We start from the raw sequence: 17,526 nt of genomic DNA on the forward strand, positions 1-17,526 counted from the left end.
GTAGCACAAGCACGCTATTAGAAAAATTACTTTGTTAATCTTTCGAATAGTGGGGCAGTTCTTTCTTTCCAAAGAGATGACGATACACAATTATCTAATAATCGACGAACTGTATACTCTGCTTCCGCATAACGCTTCGAATAACCCATTGCATCCTGAATGGCTTCTTTATACTTTACCTGAATATCTTCGATTTTAGCTTCCGCTTCCTGTGAAAGTGCGCAATGTTTCCCGATATCAAAGATTTCATCCCCTAATCTTCCGTCCTGTGGGTCAAAGACATGTGGCTCTGTACTATCAAAGATACAGAAATTTAATTCCGGGATAATGACCATGTCAACAGATCCAGCATCTAAGCCACACCAAACAATTTGTGCATCTAGCCCTCTCTCATTTGCTTCATCTGCTATTCCCTTCATTAAAGAAGATTTACCTGTCCCTGGCTTACCTTTAATCATTAATCTTCGAGCTAAATTTTTTGTTATGCTTTCCACTGTATTTTCTGCGCCCCTTGGTGTTAATGTTCCAAGTAAGCGATGAGTGCGCATTCCTGTTTTATTTAATTCGATTGATTGAAAAACATCGGTCTTTAACATTTCAACTTGGTCATTTAATGCCTGCCAGTTCATACAGCTCTGTGTAACGATCTCCCAATCATCGTGAATCTTTATAGCTTTATTAAGCAGCGAAATACACTTCTCATGCCATAATTCTCGTTCGTTCATTGCATCAGCAAGCTGTTCGCCTATCTTTTCAAGCTGGATTTCTTCTAAACAATCATAAAATGACATCACGCGATGCTTCGTTCCAAGAAAAATTGGCTCAATACCCCATTCCGATGACCATACAAACAGTCTGTTACACCCTTGAACATACACCGCCTCAACAACATTCTCTAGTAAAGCATGTTTAAACCATTCTACTGCGAAGCCCTGCTTGACATAAAAATAACCAAGCTCTTTCAGAAGCTCTGATCCTTTAAACGTCGGCGCCCCCTGCAAAATATAAACTAATTCCGCCTCATCCATCATTTCTTTATATAAATGTTTAATTCCTTGCCCAGTCAGTGCGTGTCCAAAATAATAGGTCACATTTCCGTTCAATATCGCTCCCCCTTTACCTTATGCCTTGCATTATATGAAGTAGCTTTTAAAAAAATGAAAAGCTACTTCTATCTTTCACAGATAAAAGTAGCTTCCTATTTAATAGAACGGCTTCATTTCCTCGACATTGCCAATACACTTCATTAATACCTTCCGACAATAAGGTAAAGAATATTGCACAATATAGCCTGATGTTAAAGCAATGATTACCGTACCGAGGCCAACAGGACCACCAAGTAACCAGCCAAAAATAGTGACAAGCACCTCAATACCCATTCGCGCTGTTTTAATCGTCCCGCCAAACTTTTCAACAAGAATCATCATTAATGTATCCCGTGGACCCGCTCCCATATTCGGTGCAATATACATACCACAACCAAAGCTTAAAACAAATAAACCAACTACAAAATACGCTACCTGTAAGCCATAACTATTTGTGGACGGTATTAACCAATTAAAGACATCTATAAATGACCCGATCAGTAGCATATTAAGCCATGTCCCTACCTTTGGCCATTCTCGCAAAACAATTGAGGTAGATACTACAATGAAAAGCCCAGTTAAAATAGACCAAGTACCGATTGATAAACCAAAGTTCTGAAATAAACCTACATGCAACACATCCCAAGGACTTGTTCCTACGATTTTCCCTTTAATGGACATAGTAATACCAAGTGACATAACCATTAAGCCACCAATAAAAAACGTCCAACGCCACCCCATAATCTTCCGCACGGCATATCCCTCACTTATGTACACTATTGCTCTAACTGTACCATATTTTCTACAAAAATCGATATATGCGTCTCAGCGCCCCCACTAAAAACATCCACGAAAATGCGTTTACCAGTGGATGCGTTATACCTTCTCTGGGCGGATTTTCGGCCTACCTGAGCAGTTTCCCCCCTAGCTGAGCGGATTGTCAGCCTGAGCTGTTTTCCCTCTTAGCCGAGCGGATTGTCCCTATTCAATCCAAATAAAAAAACTACCACAAATCATTCCTGGGTAGTTGAAATTGGTGCAAGCTTTGCTTTCGTCACAGCGACTAAATCATCTAATTGTAGATGGACTTGCATGCCGACTTTTCCTGCACTAACAATAATACTTCCTTGTTCTTGAGCCGATGCATCAATAACTGTCGGGTAAAGCTTCTTCATCCCGACTGGAGAGCATCCGCCTCGTACATAGCCTGTATAGCCAAGTAATTCTTTAACAGCAAGCATTTCGATTTTCTTCTCACCAACGACTTTGGCCGCTGCTTTTAAATCAAGCTCTTCAGCCACAGGAATAACAAAGACAAACAGCTTTTGTGCACTTGCCTTTGCTACTAGTGTTTTAAAAACGCGAGAAACCGGATGTCCAATTTTTCCCGCAACTGAAATTCCATCAACCTGACCGTCGCTAGTCTCGTATTCAATTACTTCAAATTGTATTTTTTGCTGCTCCAACAATCTGATAGCATTTGTCTTCGCATGCTTTGCCTTCGCCATATTAACAATCTCCCATCTCTAACACTAGGCTATCATAGAGAACGTAGAATCAGTTCCTGGATGATACCCATTTTTCGCCATTTGAATATGAGCGGCATATTTTTCAGAAGCATTTTTAAATGTTCGCGCCTTAAATGCCTCCCCATCACTCTTACCGAAAATTGTATCTGCAAATGGATCTAATTTCAATTCCTTCGAAAAACGTTCTGGTACCTTGACGTCCATTACTTCCCCCGCAAAAGCAGGCTCATGATGATCTAGTTCACTTTCATCTACCTCATGACCATGTAACTGTGCCTGCATACGCTGTATATGAGCATTTGCATTTACCGCTACTTGTATAGCCTGTGGTGATGGCTGTGCTGGTGCTAACGCAGCATTACGCACTTGCTCTAGAATTAGTAACGTGTCACTAGCATTCGTTTCAACTACTGTAGCTCCTTCTTCATCTACATGTTCTAGCTGTGAATTAGAAGATGATTCAAGGGCATCACTATTTACAGCCTTATGCGCTTGTTCATGAGCAAGCACATCCTTTTTCGTTTGCTGCAAATCTTGAATGATTGCTTGCTGTTGAGGGGTAACTTCTTTTGCTTCCTCTTTTTGTTGTTCGTAGAGATCTTGATCTGTGTGCCCTAGTAGTAAATTTTCTAGCTCAAGCAATAACGGATTTTTCTTTGGCTGAAAATACAGTGCGTTTTTTCGATATGCATCACTTGCTTCTTTTCTCTGTAACATCTTTTTACGATTATAGGGTAATGAAATTCTTTCTTGTTCTATTAAACTTGATAGTTTCATATAATTCACCTCGGCTTTCTAATTTAATATGCAAGATAAATAAAAAATATGATTATATCCTCTATTTACTATACATAGATAATCTAAACAGTTTCTGTATACTCATTATCGGAATTTTCTCAATTGAATTCAAGAGCAAATTGCTACTAACCTCCTAAAGAAATAATTAACTTTCAAAAGAGTAAGCGAAAAGACCTTAATAATAACCTATTTTTATCCATTAATTACTTAAATGTGGCTCATCACCGTAAGTTGAGGCTGACATTTGATCAATGTTTAATTTCAATAACCTAAATAGTGTTACTGTAGCACACAAAAAAACAGCCCTTGGACAAGGACTGTTTCTATCTATTATTTTTAGGTTTAATAAGGATACTTTTATAGGCTAAATAGCCAAGCCATGCTCCAAGCGTATTTAAAATCAAATCATCAATATCTGCTGACCCAACTCTAAAAATAAATTGTACAGTTTCTACCGCTAGGCTGCAGAAAAACCCTACACATATAATTGACCAAGCTTTACGGAATTTTTTCGATAATAAAGGTAGTAAAAAGCCCATCGGAGTAAATATTAATAAATTGCCGAGTAAATTGATAATAATGATGTCCAGATTAAAATACTGGGAGTAATTTATATAACGAAGAATTGTTTCAAAGGGAACAAAATTTGTTGTTAATCGCCAATCACTATAATCAAAAAGCCCTAATTCTACAAAAGTATATTCGCCCTTGACTAATATAATGAAAACATTCACTAGACGATCAATGACCAATTTATAAAAAGCTATAGTTGAATAGATACTAAAAAATATCCAACCTGCTATCTTTAATGGTAGATAATATGTATCTATCAATGCACGATAAGGTAATGGTAGCTTGGCATCACCTTGCACATTTGATATGTTATTTTTTTGCATGCCTATACCACCTACTTCCCTTTATCCTCCTCATATTTTAATATGCACTACCTCCTCATGCAATAGCTAACAATATATTTATATTCCAACACGTCCATTTGCATTCTCTATACAGTAAAAAGCTGCCTCACCGAGACAGCTTTTTTATAAATGGCTTTATACTGGATTTACTCCATGCTTGCGCTCTGAGAATAATAAGTACTTCGACATATAAAGCTCTAAACGTGATTCAAGTGCTTTTCTTAAATCATTTGGCTCAATAACATCATCAATGATAAGCTCTGAAGCTAGACGATAGACATCGATTTCCTCTTGATATTCCTTGCGTTTCTCTGCAATAAAGCTTGCCTGCTCTTCTTTTGGAAGTTCAGCAATTTTATTTGCGTAAACTGCATTGACTGCAGCTTCAGGGCCCATTACAGCAATTTGTGCGTTGGATAGCGCAATACAGCAGTCTGGCTCAAAAGCAGGACCTGCCATTGCATACAGCCCTGCACCATATGCTTTACGAACAATAACCGTTAATTTAGGAACAGTCGCCTCGCTCATCGCAAAAATCATTTTCGCACCATGGCGTATAATCCCAGCTTTTTCAACTTGCGTACCGATCATAAACCCTGGTACATCTGCAAGGAAAAGAAGTGGTATATTAAACGCATCACAAAGTGAAATAAACTTTGCCGCTTTATCGGCTGAATCGTGGAACAAGACGCCTCCCTTTACACGAGGTTGGTTGGCGATAATTCCAACAGATTGCCCGTTAATACGTCCAAGCCCTGTAATTAATTCTGGGGCAAATAATTTTTTCACTTCACAAAACGAATCTTCATCAATAATACGGTCAATTAACTTATACATATCAAATGGAACGTTTTGATTTTTAGGTATTAGTTCTTCAATGGACTTATCAAATGAAGCTGGTGGCTTTGGTGCCTCAACCTTACTTCGCTCTGAAAAGTTACTCGGGAAATAACCTAAATATTTACGAGCATAAGTAATAGCTTCCTGCTCCGTCTTCGCGAGCACATCTCCGCAACCAGAAACGGAACAATGCATTTTCGCTCCGCCCATTGTTTCCAAATCTACCTTCTCTCCAATCACCATTTCCGCCATACGTGGAGATCCTAAATACATGGATGCGTTACCCTCTACCATTACTACGATATCGCAGAATGCAGGGATATATGCACCACCTGCAGCTGATGGTCCAAACAATAAGCATATTTGAGGGATTTTACCTGAAAGCTTTACCTGATTATAGAAAATACGCCCTGCTCCTCTTCGACCAGGGAACATTTCTAATTGATCTGTAATACGTGCACCTGCTGAATCGACTAGATACAATAACGGGCAATTTAGCTTTTCTGCTGTTTCTTGAATACGAATCATTTTTTCTACTGTACGTTTACCCCAAGAGCCAGCTTTAATCGTCGAATCGTTTGCTAAAACACAAACAGTACGACCATGGATTTTACCGATTCCTGTTACTACGCCATCTGCCGGTAAATCGCCAGCTAAGCAGTTTGCATACAGACCATCCTCTGATTGAAGTCCATCATCTAATAATAATTCGAGTCGTTCACGCACAAATAGCTTCCCTTGTTGTGCATTTTTATCGTGATATTTTGGCAAACCACCTGCTAAAATTTGTTCCTTCATTGTTTTAGTCGTATTCTCTGTCGATACATTGCTCATAGTTAATTCCTCCTTTTTGCCCAATCGGTTACGCTTTTGCATAAATAATTAATAACATACCTAGATTTCGATTCATCATCATAAAGTGTGATTGATTTCCGTTCCAACTGGGCGCTTTCCTGGGGGCGTCCGATGAGCCGCTTTTGTTGTTGCTCCCGCCTCGCTTTCGCACAGACAAAACCCAGTTGCTGCCGCTACGTTATCACTACGCTTTCGCACAGAAAACATCCGCTTCGCTGCAGGGTCTCGGGCCAACACGATGTTGGTCACGAAGGCGTTATCACAGGATGTGATGGATAGCCTTCGTTCCTCTTTTCGCTGATCCCGAGGAGTCGCCCAGCCTCCACTCCAATCAACTTTTAGACGTGGCATGCATTATCCTCAACCTTTGATGATGTGCCTCTACTTATAAACTATTCAAAATCAATCTTTTTCAAATAGAGTCTTTCATTTTGGATTTAGTTCCATGCCTTTGCCTTTTGGCTAATGCTTTCATTTCTTATTTCCCTAAATATTGCGGTGCTCTCTTTTCCTGGAAGGCAAGCAAACCCTCTAATCGATCTTCCGTAGGGATCAGAGAACTATATGCGAGAGATTCGATTTTTAAACCAGTAGCTAAATCTACCTCGATCCCTTGATTAATAGCAATTTTCGCCTGTACTAAAGATAGTGGTGCATTTTTTGCCATTTCAAGTGCTAGCTGTTGAGCCTTTTCAAATACTTCATGTCCTTCAAAAACGTACTCTACAATACCGTAGCCTTTTGCTTCCTGTGCATTTAATCGACGAGCCGTATAAATTAGTTCCTTTGCTTTTCCAATACCAATGAGCCGAGGAAGTCGCTGGGTTCCCCCTGCTCCAGGAATAATCCCGAGAGATGTTTCCGTAAGGCCTATCTTTACATGTGTAGCTGCAATACGTAAATCACAGGCTAACGCTAGTTCGAGTCCACCCCCAAAAGCAACGCCATTTAATACGGCAATAACTGGCTGAGCGAGTGCCTCTACTTTTGCCACTGTTGCACCGATTAATTGCACAATTTGCTTAACTTGTCGGTCTGACATACCTTTCCGTTCTTTTAAATCTGCACCTGCACAAAATGCTTTTTCCCCTGCTCCTGTTAGCAAGACAATTCGCACTGCCGGATCGCCATTAATTTTGTCGATTGTCGCACTAAGTTCTTGGAGTAATTGTACAGACATTGCATTTGCAGCTTCAGGTCTTGAAAGTGTAATAAGCCCAATACTACTATCTAATAATTCAAAACGAACGAGTTGCGTCATAATTGACTCGCACTCCTTTCATTACGGGCAATCGCCATTTGTTTAGATGCAACTGCCTTCCCTAGTTTCTGTTCAATAAAATGCGTCGCCTCTAGCACTTTATTGAGTTCTACACCTGTTTTAATACCCATTTCATCTAATAAATACAATAAATCTTCTGTGGCTACATTGCCTGATGCTCCCTTGGCATATGGACAGCCCCCAAGCCCACCAAGTGCACTATCAAACTTGGTAATCCCCATTTCTAAAGATTTCACGATATTTGCTAATGCCGTGCCACGTGTATCATGAAAATGCATCGCAAAATTTTCTACAGGATATCTTTTTAGTAATTCTGCTAAAAGACTTTCCACCTGTGTTGGTACGCCAACACCAATCGTGTCACCAAGTGAAATTTCATCGATGCCCATTTCTAATAATTTTTCTGTTACTCGCAAAACCTTTTCTGGTTGTATGTAGCCTTCATATGGGCACCCAATCACTGTTGAAATATAACCTCGCACTTTTTTTTGCGCTGCCTTTGCCCCTATAACTACTTCCTCTACTATCGGAAATGTTTCATTAATCGTTTTATTAATATTGTTTTTATTATGGCTTTCACTCGCCGACATAAAAACGCTCACTTCATCTACATCAGCCTGTAATGCACGTTCTAAGCCACGCATATTCGGTACTAGTGCTGCATACGTTATATCTTTTTGGCGTTTAATGGCTTGTAGTACCTCCACTGCATCTGCCAGCTGTGGAATCCACTTCGGATGCACAAAGGACGTTACCTCGATATAATTCAAGCCAGTTTGACTAAGTAAATCCACTAGCTGTACTTTATCGGCAGTTGCCATATGTGTCTTTTCATTTTGCAAACCGTCACGAGGACCTACTTCCTTTAACGTTACATGCTTTGGTAGCTGCATCAAGAAGCCTCCTTATTCGATTTCTAAAATATCATCATCAACGTTAATGAAATCCCCTTCGCTCGCCATAATTTTTGTTACCACGCCATCTTCTTCTGCTGCAATGGGAATCTCCATTTTCATCGACTCTAAAATTGCCACATCTTGTCCGGCTGTCACTTTCTCGCCTTCTGCTACAACGATTTTCCATACTGTTCCTGCCATGCTCGCTTTAACTGTTGCCATTGTGATCCCTCCAAATATTTAGTAACAGGGCTGTCTGAAATACTCTTCCAAATCGAAAGTTATATGGACAGCCCCAGTCTTTATTTTGTCTCCGCTAATTGAGGTAGATAATATTCATCCACAAATTTAGTTGTTGTATAGCCCTTTAAAAATTGTTCATGAGTGACTGTTTTTAAAAGCATCGGAATATTAGTTTGAATTCCTTCTACTTTATATGCTTTAAGTGCTTCAATAAGCCTTTCACACGCAATTGCACGTGTTTCTCCCCACACGACTAATTTGCTAATCATCGGATCATAAAAAGGCGTTACCGTAGAACCAGCCTCTACTCCACATTCATGGCGAATCCCGTCACCCGTAGGTAATTCAAGCGTCGTGATTGTGCCCGGCGAAGGGAAAAAGGTTGAAGGATTTTCAGCATATATGCGTACTTCAATCGCATGCCCATCTTTTTGGATACTATCACGTGTAAATGCTAATGGTTGTTTTGCTGCTATCTTCAATTGTTCCTCTACAAGATCCAGCTTCGTAATTTCCTCAGTCACCGGATGCTCCACCTGTAAGCGTGTATTCATCTCTAAGAAATAAAAATTTTGATGTTCATCTACTAAATACTCAATCGTTCCAGCATTTACATACCCAATATGTTGAACTGCCTTGACTGACGCATCTAGCATACGCGATCTTGTTTCTTCAGAAATGAATGGCGATGGTGCTTCCTCAACTACTTTTTGGTTTCTGCGCTGAATCGAGCACTCCCGTTCAAATAGCGGTACGACATTACCATCATGGTCCGCAATAATTTGTACCTCGACATGGTGAGGATTAGCAATAAATCGTTCCATATACATCGTGCCATCACCGAAGAATGACTGTGCACGCTTTTGATTTCCCTCAAATGCTTTTGCTAATTCTTCAGCATTTTCAACTAGCTGCATGCCGATACCCCCGCCACCAGCAGAGGCTTTTAACATAATCGGATAGCCTAGACGGGAAGCAATTTCAATAGCTTCTGTTACATCTTTCACTGGTGTCTCTACACCTTCAACAATAGGGACACCCGCTGCCTTCATTGTTTTCCGTGCCTCTAATTTACTACCCATTGAAGCAATGACTGCGGCGCTTGGCCCAATAAAAACTAAGCCCGCCTCTGTACAACGTTTAGCAAACTCAGCGTTTTCCGATAATAAGCCATAGCCGGGATGAACAGCGTCAGCACCGCTTTCCTTAGCGACTTCAAGAATACGATCAATATTTAAATAGCTTTGTGCAACAGGTGGTTTCCCAATACAGAACGCCTCATCAGCATCCTTAACATGTAAGCTTGCAGCATCTGCCTCGGAATACACCGCAACGGTTTGAACATTTAGTCGTTTGCATGTTCTTATAATACGTCTTGCTATCTCTCCACGATTTGCAATTAAAACCTTCTTGAACATAACACTGGCCCCTTTCTTACTTCACTACGGCAACAAAATTCTCACGTAATCTATATTTTTGAACTTTCCCTGATGCAGTCATCGGATAGTTATCGATAAAGAAAATATGTCGTGGGATTTTATGTCTTGAAATTTTATCCCGACAATAATCGCGGATCTCTTCCTCTGTTGCTTGCTCGCCTTCTCGCAAAATAATCCAAGCTGCCGCTTCCTCCCCATAGATAGGATCAGGGACACCAGCAACTTGCACATCTGAAATTTTCGGATGTGTGTAAAGAAATTCTTCAATTTCACGAGGATATAAATTTTCACCACCACGGATGATCATATCTTTTAAACGCCCTGTTACACGAATATAGCCAGCCTCATCCATCGTTGCTAAATCCCCAGTATGCAGCCAGTTGTCTTCATTAATTGCAAGAAGCGTTTCTTCTGGGTTATTATAGTAACCTTTCATGACGTGGTAACCTCTCGTACATAGCTCCCCTTGTTCATTCGGCGCAGCTTCTTCGTTTGTACCAGGAATGACAATTTTCACTTCTAGATTCGGCAATGCACGACCGACTGTTTCCACTTTTAAAGATAGCGGGTCATCTGATCTCGTTTGTGTAATAACAGGTGAAGCTTCCGTTTGCCCGTAGCAGATCGTAATATCCTTCATACCCATTTTGTCGATAACAGCCTTCATCACCTCTATAGGGCAGTTTGAGCCAGCCATTACACCTGTACGTAATGTCGATAGATCAAAAGACGAAAAATTCGGTAAATTAAGTTCACTGATAAACATCGTTGGCACGCCATGTAATGCGGTACATTTTTCTTTTTCAACCGTCCGCAACACTTCAGCAGGTGAAAATTCCTGCACAGGCACCATTGTTCCGCCACAAGTTGTAATCGCTAATGTTCCAATCACACAGCCAAAACAGTGGAAAAATGGTACAGGTATGCACAAACGATCTTCAGAAGTTAATCGCATACATTCTGCAATATTTATCGCATTATTGACTAAGTTGTAATGCGTTAACATAACCCCTTTCGGAAAACCTGTCGTTCCTGAAGTATATTGAATATTAATAACATCATCATAATGAAGTGCTTGCTGTCTCTGATCTAATTGCTCCTCTGTTACTTGCTCAGCAGCAGATAAAACATCCGACCAATTAAGCACTCCGGGATATTTCGTCTCGCCAATTAAAATAACATTTTTCAATAAAGGTAGTCGCTTTGATTGCAAATTACCTGGTTCACAATGTTTAAGCTCTGGACATAACTCTTGCAGTGTATTCATAAATGAATGGTCGCGATAATTTTCAATTAAAAATATCGTTGTCGCATCGGATTGCTTTAGTAAATATTCCAACTCACTTGCACGGTAATTAGTATTTACGGTAACGATTGGGGCACCCATTTTCCCTGTCCCAAATTGCAGTTGTACCCATTCAGGAACATTCGTCGTCCACACTGCAATATGTTCACCCTTCTCTATTCCAAGAGCCATTAATCCCCTCGCTACTAGGCGACTTTGACGATTTAGTTCCTCATATGTCATACGTAAATCTCTATCTGCATACACTAATGCTTCGCGCTGTGGATACTTTTTCGATTGTTCATCTAGCAATTGACCAATAGTTTGATACACAAGCTCTGCCATGAAAATCCCCCTTAATTATGATTAACAGCCAATTAGACGAGAAATAACGAGACGCTGAATTTCAGATGTTCCCTCACCGATTTCCATTAACTTAATGTCACGCAGATGACGCTCTACATCGTATTCTTTCATATACCCTGAACCACCATGAATTTGAATTGCTTGATTACAAGTACGGAAGCCCATTTCAGAAGCAAATAATTTTGCCATTGCAGCTTCCTTCCCAAATGGTTTCTTTTGATCTTTAAGCCATGCCGCCTTATGTACTAACGTACGCGCAAGCTCTATTTCCATTGCCATATCGGCTAATTTAAATTGTATAGCCTGTAGCTTTGATATTGGTGCACCAAATTGTTCACGTTCTTTTGCGTATTTTAACGCTTTCTCATAAGCAGCTTGTGCAATCCCTACAGATAATGCAGCAATGGAAATACGTCCTCCATCTAAAGTGTTTAAAAATTGACTAAATCCGCGTTTTTCATCTCCTAAAAGATTAGCTCTTGGTACACGCACGTTTTGCAAAACAATCTCACATGTATTGGAGCCACGTACGCCCATTTTGTCGTAATTGCAGTTGATCGTTACGCCAGGAGTGTTGGTTGGAACTATGATAGATGAGATAATTTTTTTACCATCTTCACGTTTACCTGTCACTGCTGTCACAATTATTTGACGTGCATAGCCAGCATTTGTGATCCAGCATTTTTCACCATTAATGATGTAATCATCACCATCAATTACGGCTGTTGTAAGTGTCCCACCAGCATCTGAACCTGCATTGGGCTCTGTTAAGCCAAATGAACCTAACGTTTCACCCTTCGCTAACGGAACAAGCCATTCCTGCTTTTGCTCCTCTGTCCCGAAGTTATAAATAGGTGAAGCACCTAGGCTAACTGCTGCTGCATAGCTCAAACCTGTGCCCCCACATGCACGACCAATCTCTTCAACAGCAATTGCGTAGGAAACTGTATCCCCACCTGAACCGCCGTATTCTTCAGGGAATGGAATACCTAATAACCCTAGTTCCGCCATTTTTTTAAAGCTTTCTATTCTCATTGTCGATGTCTCGTCAACCTCACGAGCATACGGTTCAATTTCTTTTTCTGCAAAATCACGCACCATGTCTCGAATCATCTCTTGCTCTTTCGTTAGCTCAAAGTTCATCCCTAATCCCCCTAATTTCAAATTTGCCATAGCAGATTTCGTTCAGATGACAGTTACAATAAATACCGACTAGTCGGTTTGTTTGAACGATTAATCAATTTCGCCTTGGCGTAATTGTTGCTGTCGCTTCGCTTTCGCACAGAAAACATTTGTAGCTGTCGCTTCGCTTTCGCTACAGAAAACATTTTGTTGCTGTCGCTTCGCTTTCGCACAGAAAACATTTGTAGCTGTCGCTTCGCTTTCGCACAGAAAACATTTGTAGCTGACGCTTTCGTTACAAAAACATTTTGCTGAATGAAGATAAAACCAGTCATTGTGCTGGCTACCCCTTAACCATAAATTGAACTGCTTCTTTCATTGCTTGTTCAGTGACAATCGCACGCAATACCATATCCGTAAATACAGCTGTAATTTCCTCCATTGTCAATGGACCCGTTTGTTTAAACCATTTGTATGTCCAGTTAATCATGCCAACAATAGCCATCGTTACAATAGTACAAGGTAGTTCTGTACGAAAATCCTTCGTTTGCTGGCCTTCCTCTATGACTTTTTGTAAAATATCCCGATATTGATCTCGTTTTTTATGAATAATTTCACTATATTCTTCTGGCAATGAACGACTTTCCTCGTAAAAAACCGTTATATGTGCTTGATACATATCAAATACTTGTGTCAGCGTTTGTAGCATTGCACATAAACGAGTAATCGGTGTATCGTATTTGTCATATGCCTCCTGTGACTGTTTAATAACATAAGAAATAAATACATCATGAATTTCATATAACAGTTCATCTTTCGATTTAAAATTATGATAAAATCCACCTTTTGATGCACCAATATATTCAACAATGCGATCAACAGTTACATTGTGATAGCCATCCTGCTGAAACAGCACTACAGAAGCGTCAACAATGCGTTGTTTTAACGTTTTCTTTACCATAGGCATCTATCATCCTTCATATTGCTCTTTACTCCATCACTCTTTATAATCAGAAAAAAACTTCTACTTTATTGGTTCATCATCATAACGTAAAGTTGATTTTTGTTCTGACTGGGGGCTTTCCTGCTTGTGCTCCAGGTTCTCGTCCGAGACGCCAATCCCAGAGGAGTCCTCCACTCCAAACAACTTCTATATATTCCATAAGTTTGAATAAATGCAATCCCCAAATTTTGATGATGAATCGTTATTTTTCTAAATTATAAAAATACTATGACAATATCAATATAGCATTTACAAATTTTAGTGTCTAGCAATAAAATAGATTTTACGAGAATTTATTTTACATAAAACAGAATTATACTTCGCGAAACAAATGAACAAACACACATTTACTGTATGATTTCCACCTTGTTTTTATTACTAAAAATCAAAAAAAGAGAAATCGATGATGTTCGATTTCTCTTTCCCATTACGATCAGCTCATTATGTCCCAGGAGATGTCTGTGTTTCTCTACCCTAAACCCCTTCACTTTATAAAGCTCGTAAAATGGCTCTCGTGATAATGTTCACACCTGTAATAAGTCGCTCACGATTAAACGTCATTTTCGGATGATGTAATCCCGGTGTTACACCACAACCTAAGCCAAGCATTGTTGCTTTCAGATTAGGACGCCCATACGTATAAAAATGAAAATCCTCTCCTCCTGGAGTGACAACTGGTAAAGCACATGCTTTTTCACCAACAACGTCAATAATAGCCGAATTCATATGCTGTAAGGCCTCTTCATTTACTAATGCTGCAACAATATGCGCATCTACATTTAAGGAAATTTTGGCACCATACATTGCTTCTATCGATGCCCTTACACGTTCAACGCCTTCTGTGATCGTTTGCATTATTTCATTTGTTTGCGCCCGTGCATCAATACTAAATGTTGCTTTCCCTGGAATAATATTTGCGGAGTTACCTCCTGTATTAAATTGCGTCATTTTGACTGATGCGGAGACATTCGGGTCCGTCCAAATTTTTTGTAGACCTTCGACAATCGCTGTCCCTACTTCAATCGCATTAATGCCGAGTTCAGGTCGTGCGCCATGTGCCTCTTCCCCAATAATAGTCCCAGTAAATAGCTTTGCTGCACCATGATACAATGCCGGGGCGTACGTTCCATCCTGCAATTCTTTTAACGGACGCACATGGACACCAAATAAGTATTCTAAACTATCAATTAACCCCTTCTCGACAAATGCACTAGCCCCTTGTCCCTTTTCTTCAGCGGGTTGAAAAAGTATACGCACCGCTCCAGAAAGTAAGGGCTCCATGTCCTTTAAAAGTAGTGCCGTCCCAATAGCCATCGTCATATGACCGTCATGTCCACAAGAATGATTTGCCTTAAAGACACCATCTACCTCCTGCCAAAGCGCATCTATATCAGTACGAAAGCCAACTTTTGGTGTCCCTTTACCAATATCAACATAAAGTCCTGTCATATCATCGAATAAATGAGGCTCCATTTGTGCCTCTCGCAATAAATCAGCAATATATTGTGTGGTTTCATGCTCTTGCCAGCTGATTTCCGGATGCGCATGTAAATGTGTAAATATATTAGCCAATCTTGGCTGTAAGTTTTGTAAAACTTGATTCATTTTTTTCAACTCCATCGATTTGCTAAAAAGCTATTTTGGAAATTATCATATTTTACGCGCTGATTTTCATAATAGTCGTGATTTTGCGCTGTCATTCCCGCAATTAGTGTATTTAAAAATGAGATGAGTGCTGGCATTGCGTCAATCGTAGACATTTCTTGTTGTTCATTCACAAAGGTAATCGTCGCATATTGCGTAATTGGTGAAATTTCACAATCTGTAATACCAATAATCTCGCAATTTTTTTCTTGAATTTCAGCGGCAAATTGAATCGGTTCTTTAGCATAACGATGGAACGATAAAATAATTACCACACTATCCTGATCAATTTCTTGTAAAGCTCTAATGATTTCACTAGTTTCAAAATCTAAAAGCACAACGTTAGGACGTAACATATTTAACGTAAAATACAGCCATTGTGCAGCTAAATGTGATGAACCATTCCCCGCAATATAGATCTTTTTCTTTGTATGTAGTAGCATCGAAGCACGATTAAAATCTTCCTCGCTAATATTCTTGGCCACATTTAAAATGCGCGTGGCGTCCTTCTCCATCGTTTTTTCATAAAATCGTGGCGTTTCGAAAAGTGCTTGCTTTGACTGCACATAATTTTGCAAGCTACTCGTATTGCCTTCATTGAAAAGATGCATCGTTACCTCTCGCTGCAACTCAGCATAACCCGATAATCCTAATGCATAGCAAAAGCGGATGACCGTCGTTTCACTCACGCCGGATTTTTCCCCAACATATGCAGCTGAATGAACACCAACAGTCTGCAAATTTTTGAGGATAAAGCTCGCTACCTTTTGCTGACTTTTTGAAAGCTCCTGATATTTATGTTGAATGGCTTGTTGAATTGTTTGATTGTCTCCCAAAGAAGTACATCCTTTTTTATTTTATTTTTGAAGTTTAAACTTCATTCTGCATGGTACATAGCCTAGCATAGTTTTTTCGCAATTCAATTTATTTTCTGAAATTTCAGTTTACATTGTTTTTTAAGCTACCAGCCTATTCAATAGCCTTTCTATTCAAAACAAGATTGGATTGTTGTACCACTTTTTCTATTTCATGTATAATTAAAAGAAAACAAATTACACTATTTATTAAATAAAACGGGTGATTGTAGAATTATGAAAAAGATTATGGTTGTAGGAGCATCTGGCGTTCTTGGTCAATTAGTTTGCCATGAATTACTAAGAATATATAATCATCAAATAAGGTTAATAGTGACGGACTATAAAACTGAAAGAGGAGAAAAATTAGCCAACTCTTTTAACACAGATGCTCAATTCCAATATTTAAATGCAAATGATGAAGAAAATGTAAAACAGGTAATAAAAAATATTGATACTGTAGTTGTCGTATTGAAGCAGAAAAATCCATATATCCAAAAAGCATGTATAGAAAATAAGATATTATGTATAGATGTCACACCATTTTATGACTTTGTAGAGAAAGTTAACGAGCTTAATGAAGATGCAGAAAACCATGATGTAGGTTTAGTTGTCATGTCTGGGTTTTTCCCTGGATTATCAGGATTAATGGTCAAAAAGGCTATTTCAAATTTTTCAGAAGTAACAGAGATTAATGTCGGATTATTGCAAAATACAAATGCTAAAGCTGGAATTTCTGGAATTTTAGATATGTTACATATAATTGCCCAACCAGTAAAGTTTGAAAACAAAGTGATCTCTGGATTTACTAATAAAAGAAAAATGTATTTCCTTCATCACCTTAAAGAAAAAGAGATAAGATGTATAGACCATTCAGAAAAAGCTATTTTAAAAGACAAGTTGGGCATTAACTCTATTAATTATTGGACTGCTTGGAATGTTAATGCTTTCAATAAACTAGTATCTTTTTTAAGACAAGTTGGTTTCATAGAAAACGTTCATAAGTACAAGGATGTTCTAGCAAAGGTAGTAAAACATAAGCCTCATAAAAATGAACATGCTTTTCTTACGGTTGAGGTAAAAGGAATAATCGATCACAAAGAGAAGGTAAAAACATTAGCCTTATCAACTTTTTCTGATTATCACACAACAGCCATGGCAACTGCTTCTTTAGCAAAAATTGCTCAACAAAAAAAGGTGAAAGGTGTAGTTTCCCCTTTTGAAATAACAGATATAGATGAATTGCTCTCCGAAATAAATTGCCCCGACATCGTTATCGAGGAAATTGAAAAATAAAGGATTACAGTGAAATCAAATTTTATGCCATTGCTAAAACAAACAACATAAGCAATAAAAATGTGCAAATCT

General features: G+C 39.1%; 18 protein-coding genes. 1 reads left to right on the forward strand and 17 read right to left on the reverse strand.

Annotated features, from left to right (window positions below; genetic code table 11):
- Positions 1-26: 26 nt before the first annotated feature.
- From ACB089_RS22335 to ACB089_RS22415, 17 genes are all read right to left on the reverse strand, one after another.
- A complete protein-coding gene (locus tag ACB089_RS22335; protein ID WP_374963981.1) occupies positions 27-1,103 on the reverse strand; it encodes a nucleotide kinase in 1,077 nt (358 codons plus the stop codon).
- 99 nt (positions 1,104-1,202) lie between these two features.
- Positions 1,203-1,838 carry a YitT family protein gene (locus ACB089_RS22340; protein WP_368636073.1) on the reverse strand — a complete coding sequence of 212 codons (636 nt, stop codon included), beginning with the start codon at positions 1,836-1,838 and terminating at the stop codon, positions 1,203-1,205.
- 260 nt (positions 1,839-2,098) lie between these two features.
- Positions 2,099-2,593 carry a Cys-tRNA(Pro) deacylase gene (gene ybaK / locus ACB089_RS22345; protein ID WP_374963982.1) on the reverse strand — a complete coding sequence of 165 codons (495 nt, stop codon included), beginning with the start codon at positions 2,591-2,593 and terminating at the stop codon, positions 2,099-2,101.
- 24 nt (positions 2,594-2,617) lie between these two features.
- Positions 2,618-3,391 (reverse strand): hypothetical protein, encoded by a 774-nt coding sequence (locus ACB089_RS22350; RefSeq protein ID WP_374963983.1) that lies wholly within the window; start codon positions 3,389-3,391, stop codon positions 2,618-2,620.
- Positions 3,392-3,735: 344 nt separating this feature from the next.
- Complete coding sequence (locus tag ACB089_RS22355) at positions 3,736-4,308, reverse strand: VanZ family protein (protein ID WP_374963984.1); 573 nt, start codon at positions 4,306-4,308, stop codon at positions 3,736-3,738.
- A 156-nt stretch (positions 4,309-4,464) separates the two neighbouring features.
- Positions 4,465-6,003, reverse strand: coding sequence for an acyl-CoA carboxylase subunit beta (locus ACB089_RS22360; RefSeq protein ID WP_374963985.1), 1,539 nt, complete (start codon positions 6,001-6,003; stop codon positions 4,465-4,467).
- A gap of 78 nt (positions 6,004-6,081) precedes the next feature.
- Positions 6,082-6,375 (reverse strand): hypothetical protein, encoded by a 294-nt coding sequence (locus tag ACB089_RS22365; protein ID WP_374963986.1) that lies wholly within the window; start codon positions 6,373-6,375, stop codon positions 6,082-6,084.
- Positions 6,376-6,502: 127 nt separating this feature from the next.
- Positions 6,503-7,285 (reverse strand): enoyl-CoA hydratase, encoded by a 783-nt coding sequence (locus ACB089_RS22370; protein ID WP_374963987.1) that lies wholly within the window; start codon positions 7,283-7,285, stop codon positions 6,503-6,505.
- Positions 7,282-8,199 carry a hydroxymethylglutaryl-CoA lyase gene (locus ACB089_RS22375; protein ID WP_374963988.1) on the reverse strand — a complete coding sequence of 306 codons (918 nt, stop codon included), beginning with the start codon at positions 8,197-8,199 and terminating at the stop codon, positions 7,282-7,284. Before ACB089_RS22375 ends, ACB089_RS22370 begins: the two co-directional genes overlap by 4 nt.
- Before the next feature lie 12 nt (positions 8,200-8,211).
- A complete protein-coding gene (locus ACB089_RS22380) occupies positions 8,212-8,424 on the reverse strand; it encodes an acetyl-CoA carboxylase biotin carboxyl carrier protein subunit (RefSeq protein WP_068985196.1) in 213 nt (70 codons plus the stop codon).
- A gap of 80 nt (positions 8,425-8,504) precedes the next feature.
- Entirely contained in the window at positions 8,505-9,863 is a 1,359-nt protein-coding gene (locus ACB089_RS22385; RefSeq protein WP_374963989.1) for an acetyl/propionyl/methylcrotonyl-CoA carboxylase subunit alpha, read from the reverse strand.
- A gap of 16 nt (positions 9,864-9,879) precedes the next feature.
- A complete protein-coding gene (locus ACB089_RS22390; RefSeq protein ID WP_374963990.1) occupies positions 9,880-11,514 on the reverse strand; it encodes an AMP-binding protein in 1,635 nt (544 codons plus the stop codon).
- A 21-nt stretch (positions 11,515-11,535) separates the two neighbouring features.
- Positions 11,536-12,678 (reverse strand): acyl-CoA dehydrogenase, encoded by a 1,143-nt coding sequence (locus tag ACB089_RS22395; RefSeq protein WP_374963991.1) that lies wholly within the window; start codon positions 12,676-12,678, stop codon positions 11,536-11,538.
- A gap of 53 nt (positions 12,679-12,731) precedes the next feature.
- Positions 12,732-12,992, reverse strand: coding sequence for a hypothetical protein (locus ACB089_RS22400; protein WP_374963992.1), 261 nt, complete (start codon positions 12,990-12,992; stop codon positions 12,732-12,734).
- Between the two features lie 8 nt (positions 12,993-13,000).
- Positions 13,001-13,618, reverse strand: coding sequence for a TetR/AcrR family transcriptional regulator (locus ACB089_RS22405; protein ID WP_068985270.1), 618 nt, complete (start codon positions 13,616-13,618; stop codon positions 13,001-13,003).
- A gap of 531 nt (positions 13,619-14,149) precedes the next feature.
- Positions 14,150-15,265, reverse strand: a complete 1,116-nt coding sequence (locus tag ACB089_RS22410; protein WP_374963993.1) for a M20 peptidase aminoacylase family protein — start codon at positions 15,263-15,265, stop codon at positions 14,150-14,152.
- Between the two features lie 5 nt (positions 15,266-15,270).
- Positions 15,271-16,140 (reverse strand): MurR/RpiR family transcriptional regulator, encoded by an 870-nt coding sequence (locus ACB089_RS22415; RefSeq protein ID WP_374963994.1) that lies wholly within the window; start codon positions 16,138-16,140, stop codon positions 15,271-15,273.
- A gap of 255 nt (positions 16,141-16,395) precedes the next feature.
- Between ACB089_RS22415 and ACB089_RS22420 the strand changes: the two genes are divergently transcribed.
- The gene (locus ACB089_RS22420; RefSeq protein ID WP_374963995.1) at positions 16,396-17,454 is read left to right on the forward strand and encodes a saccharopine dehydrogenase NADP-binding domain-containing protein; all 1,059 of its coding nucleotides are present in this window, start codon (positions 16,396-16,398) and stop codon (positions 17,452-17,454) included.
- Positions 17,455-17,526: the final 72 nt, after the last annotated feature.

The organism is Lysinibacillus sp. RS10 (genome assembly GCF_041956855.1).
GTDB classification, from domain to species: domain Bacteria; phylum Bacillota; class Bacilli; order Bacillales_A; family Planococcaceae; genus Lysinibacillus; species Lysinibacillus xylanilyticus_A.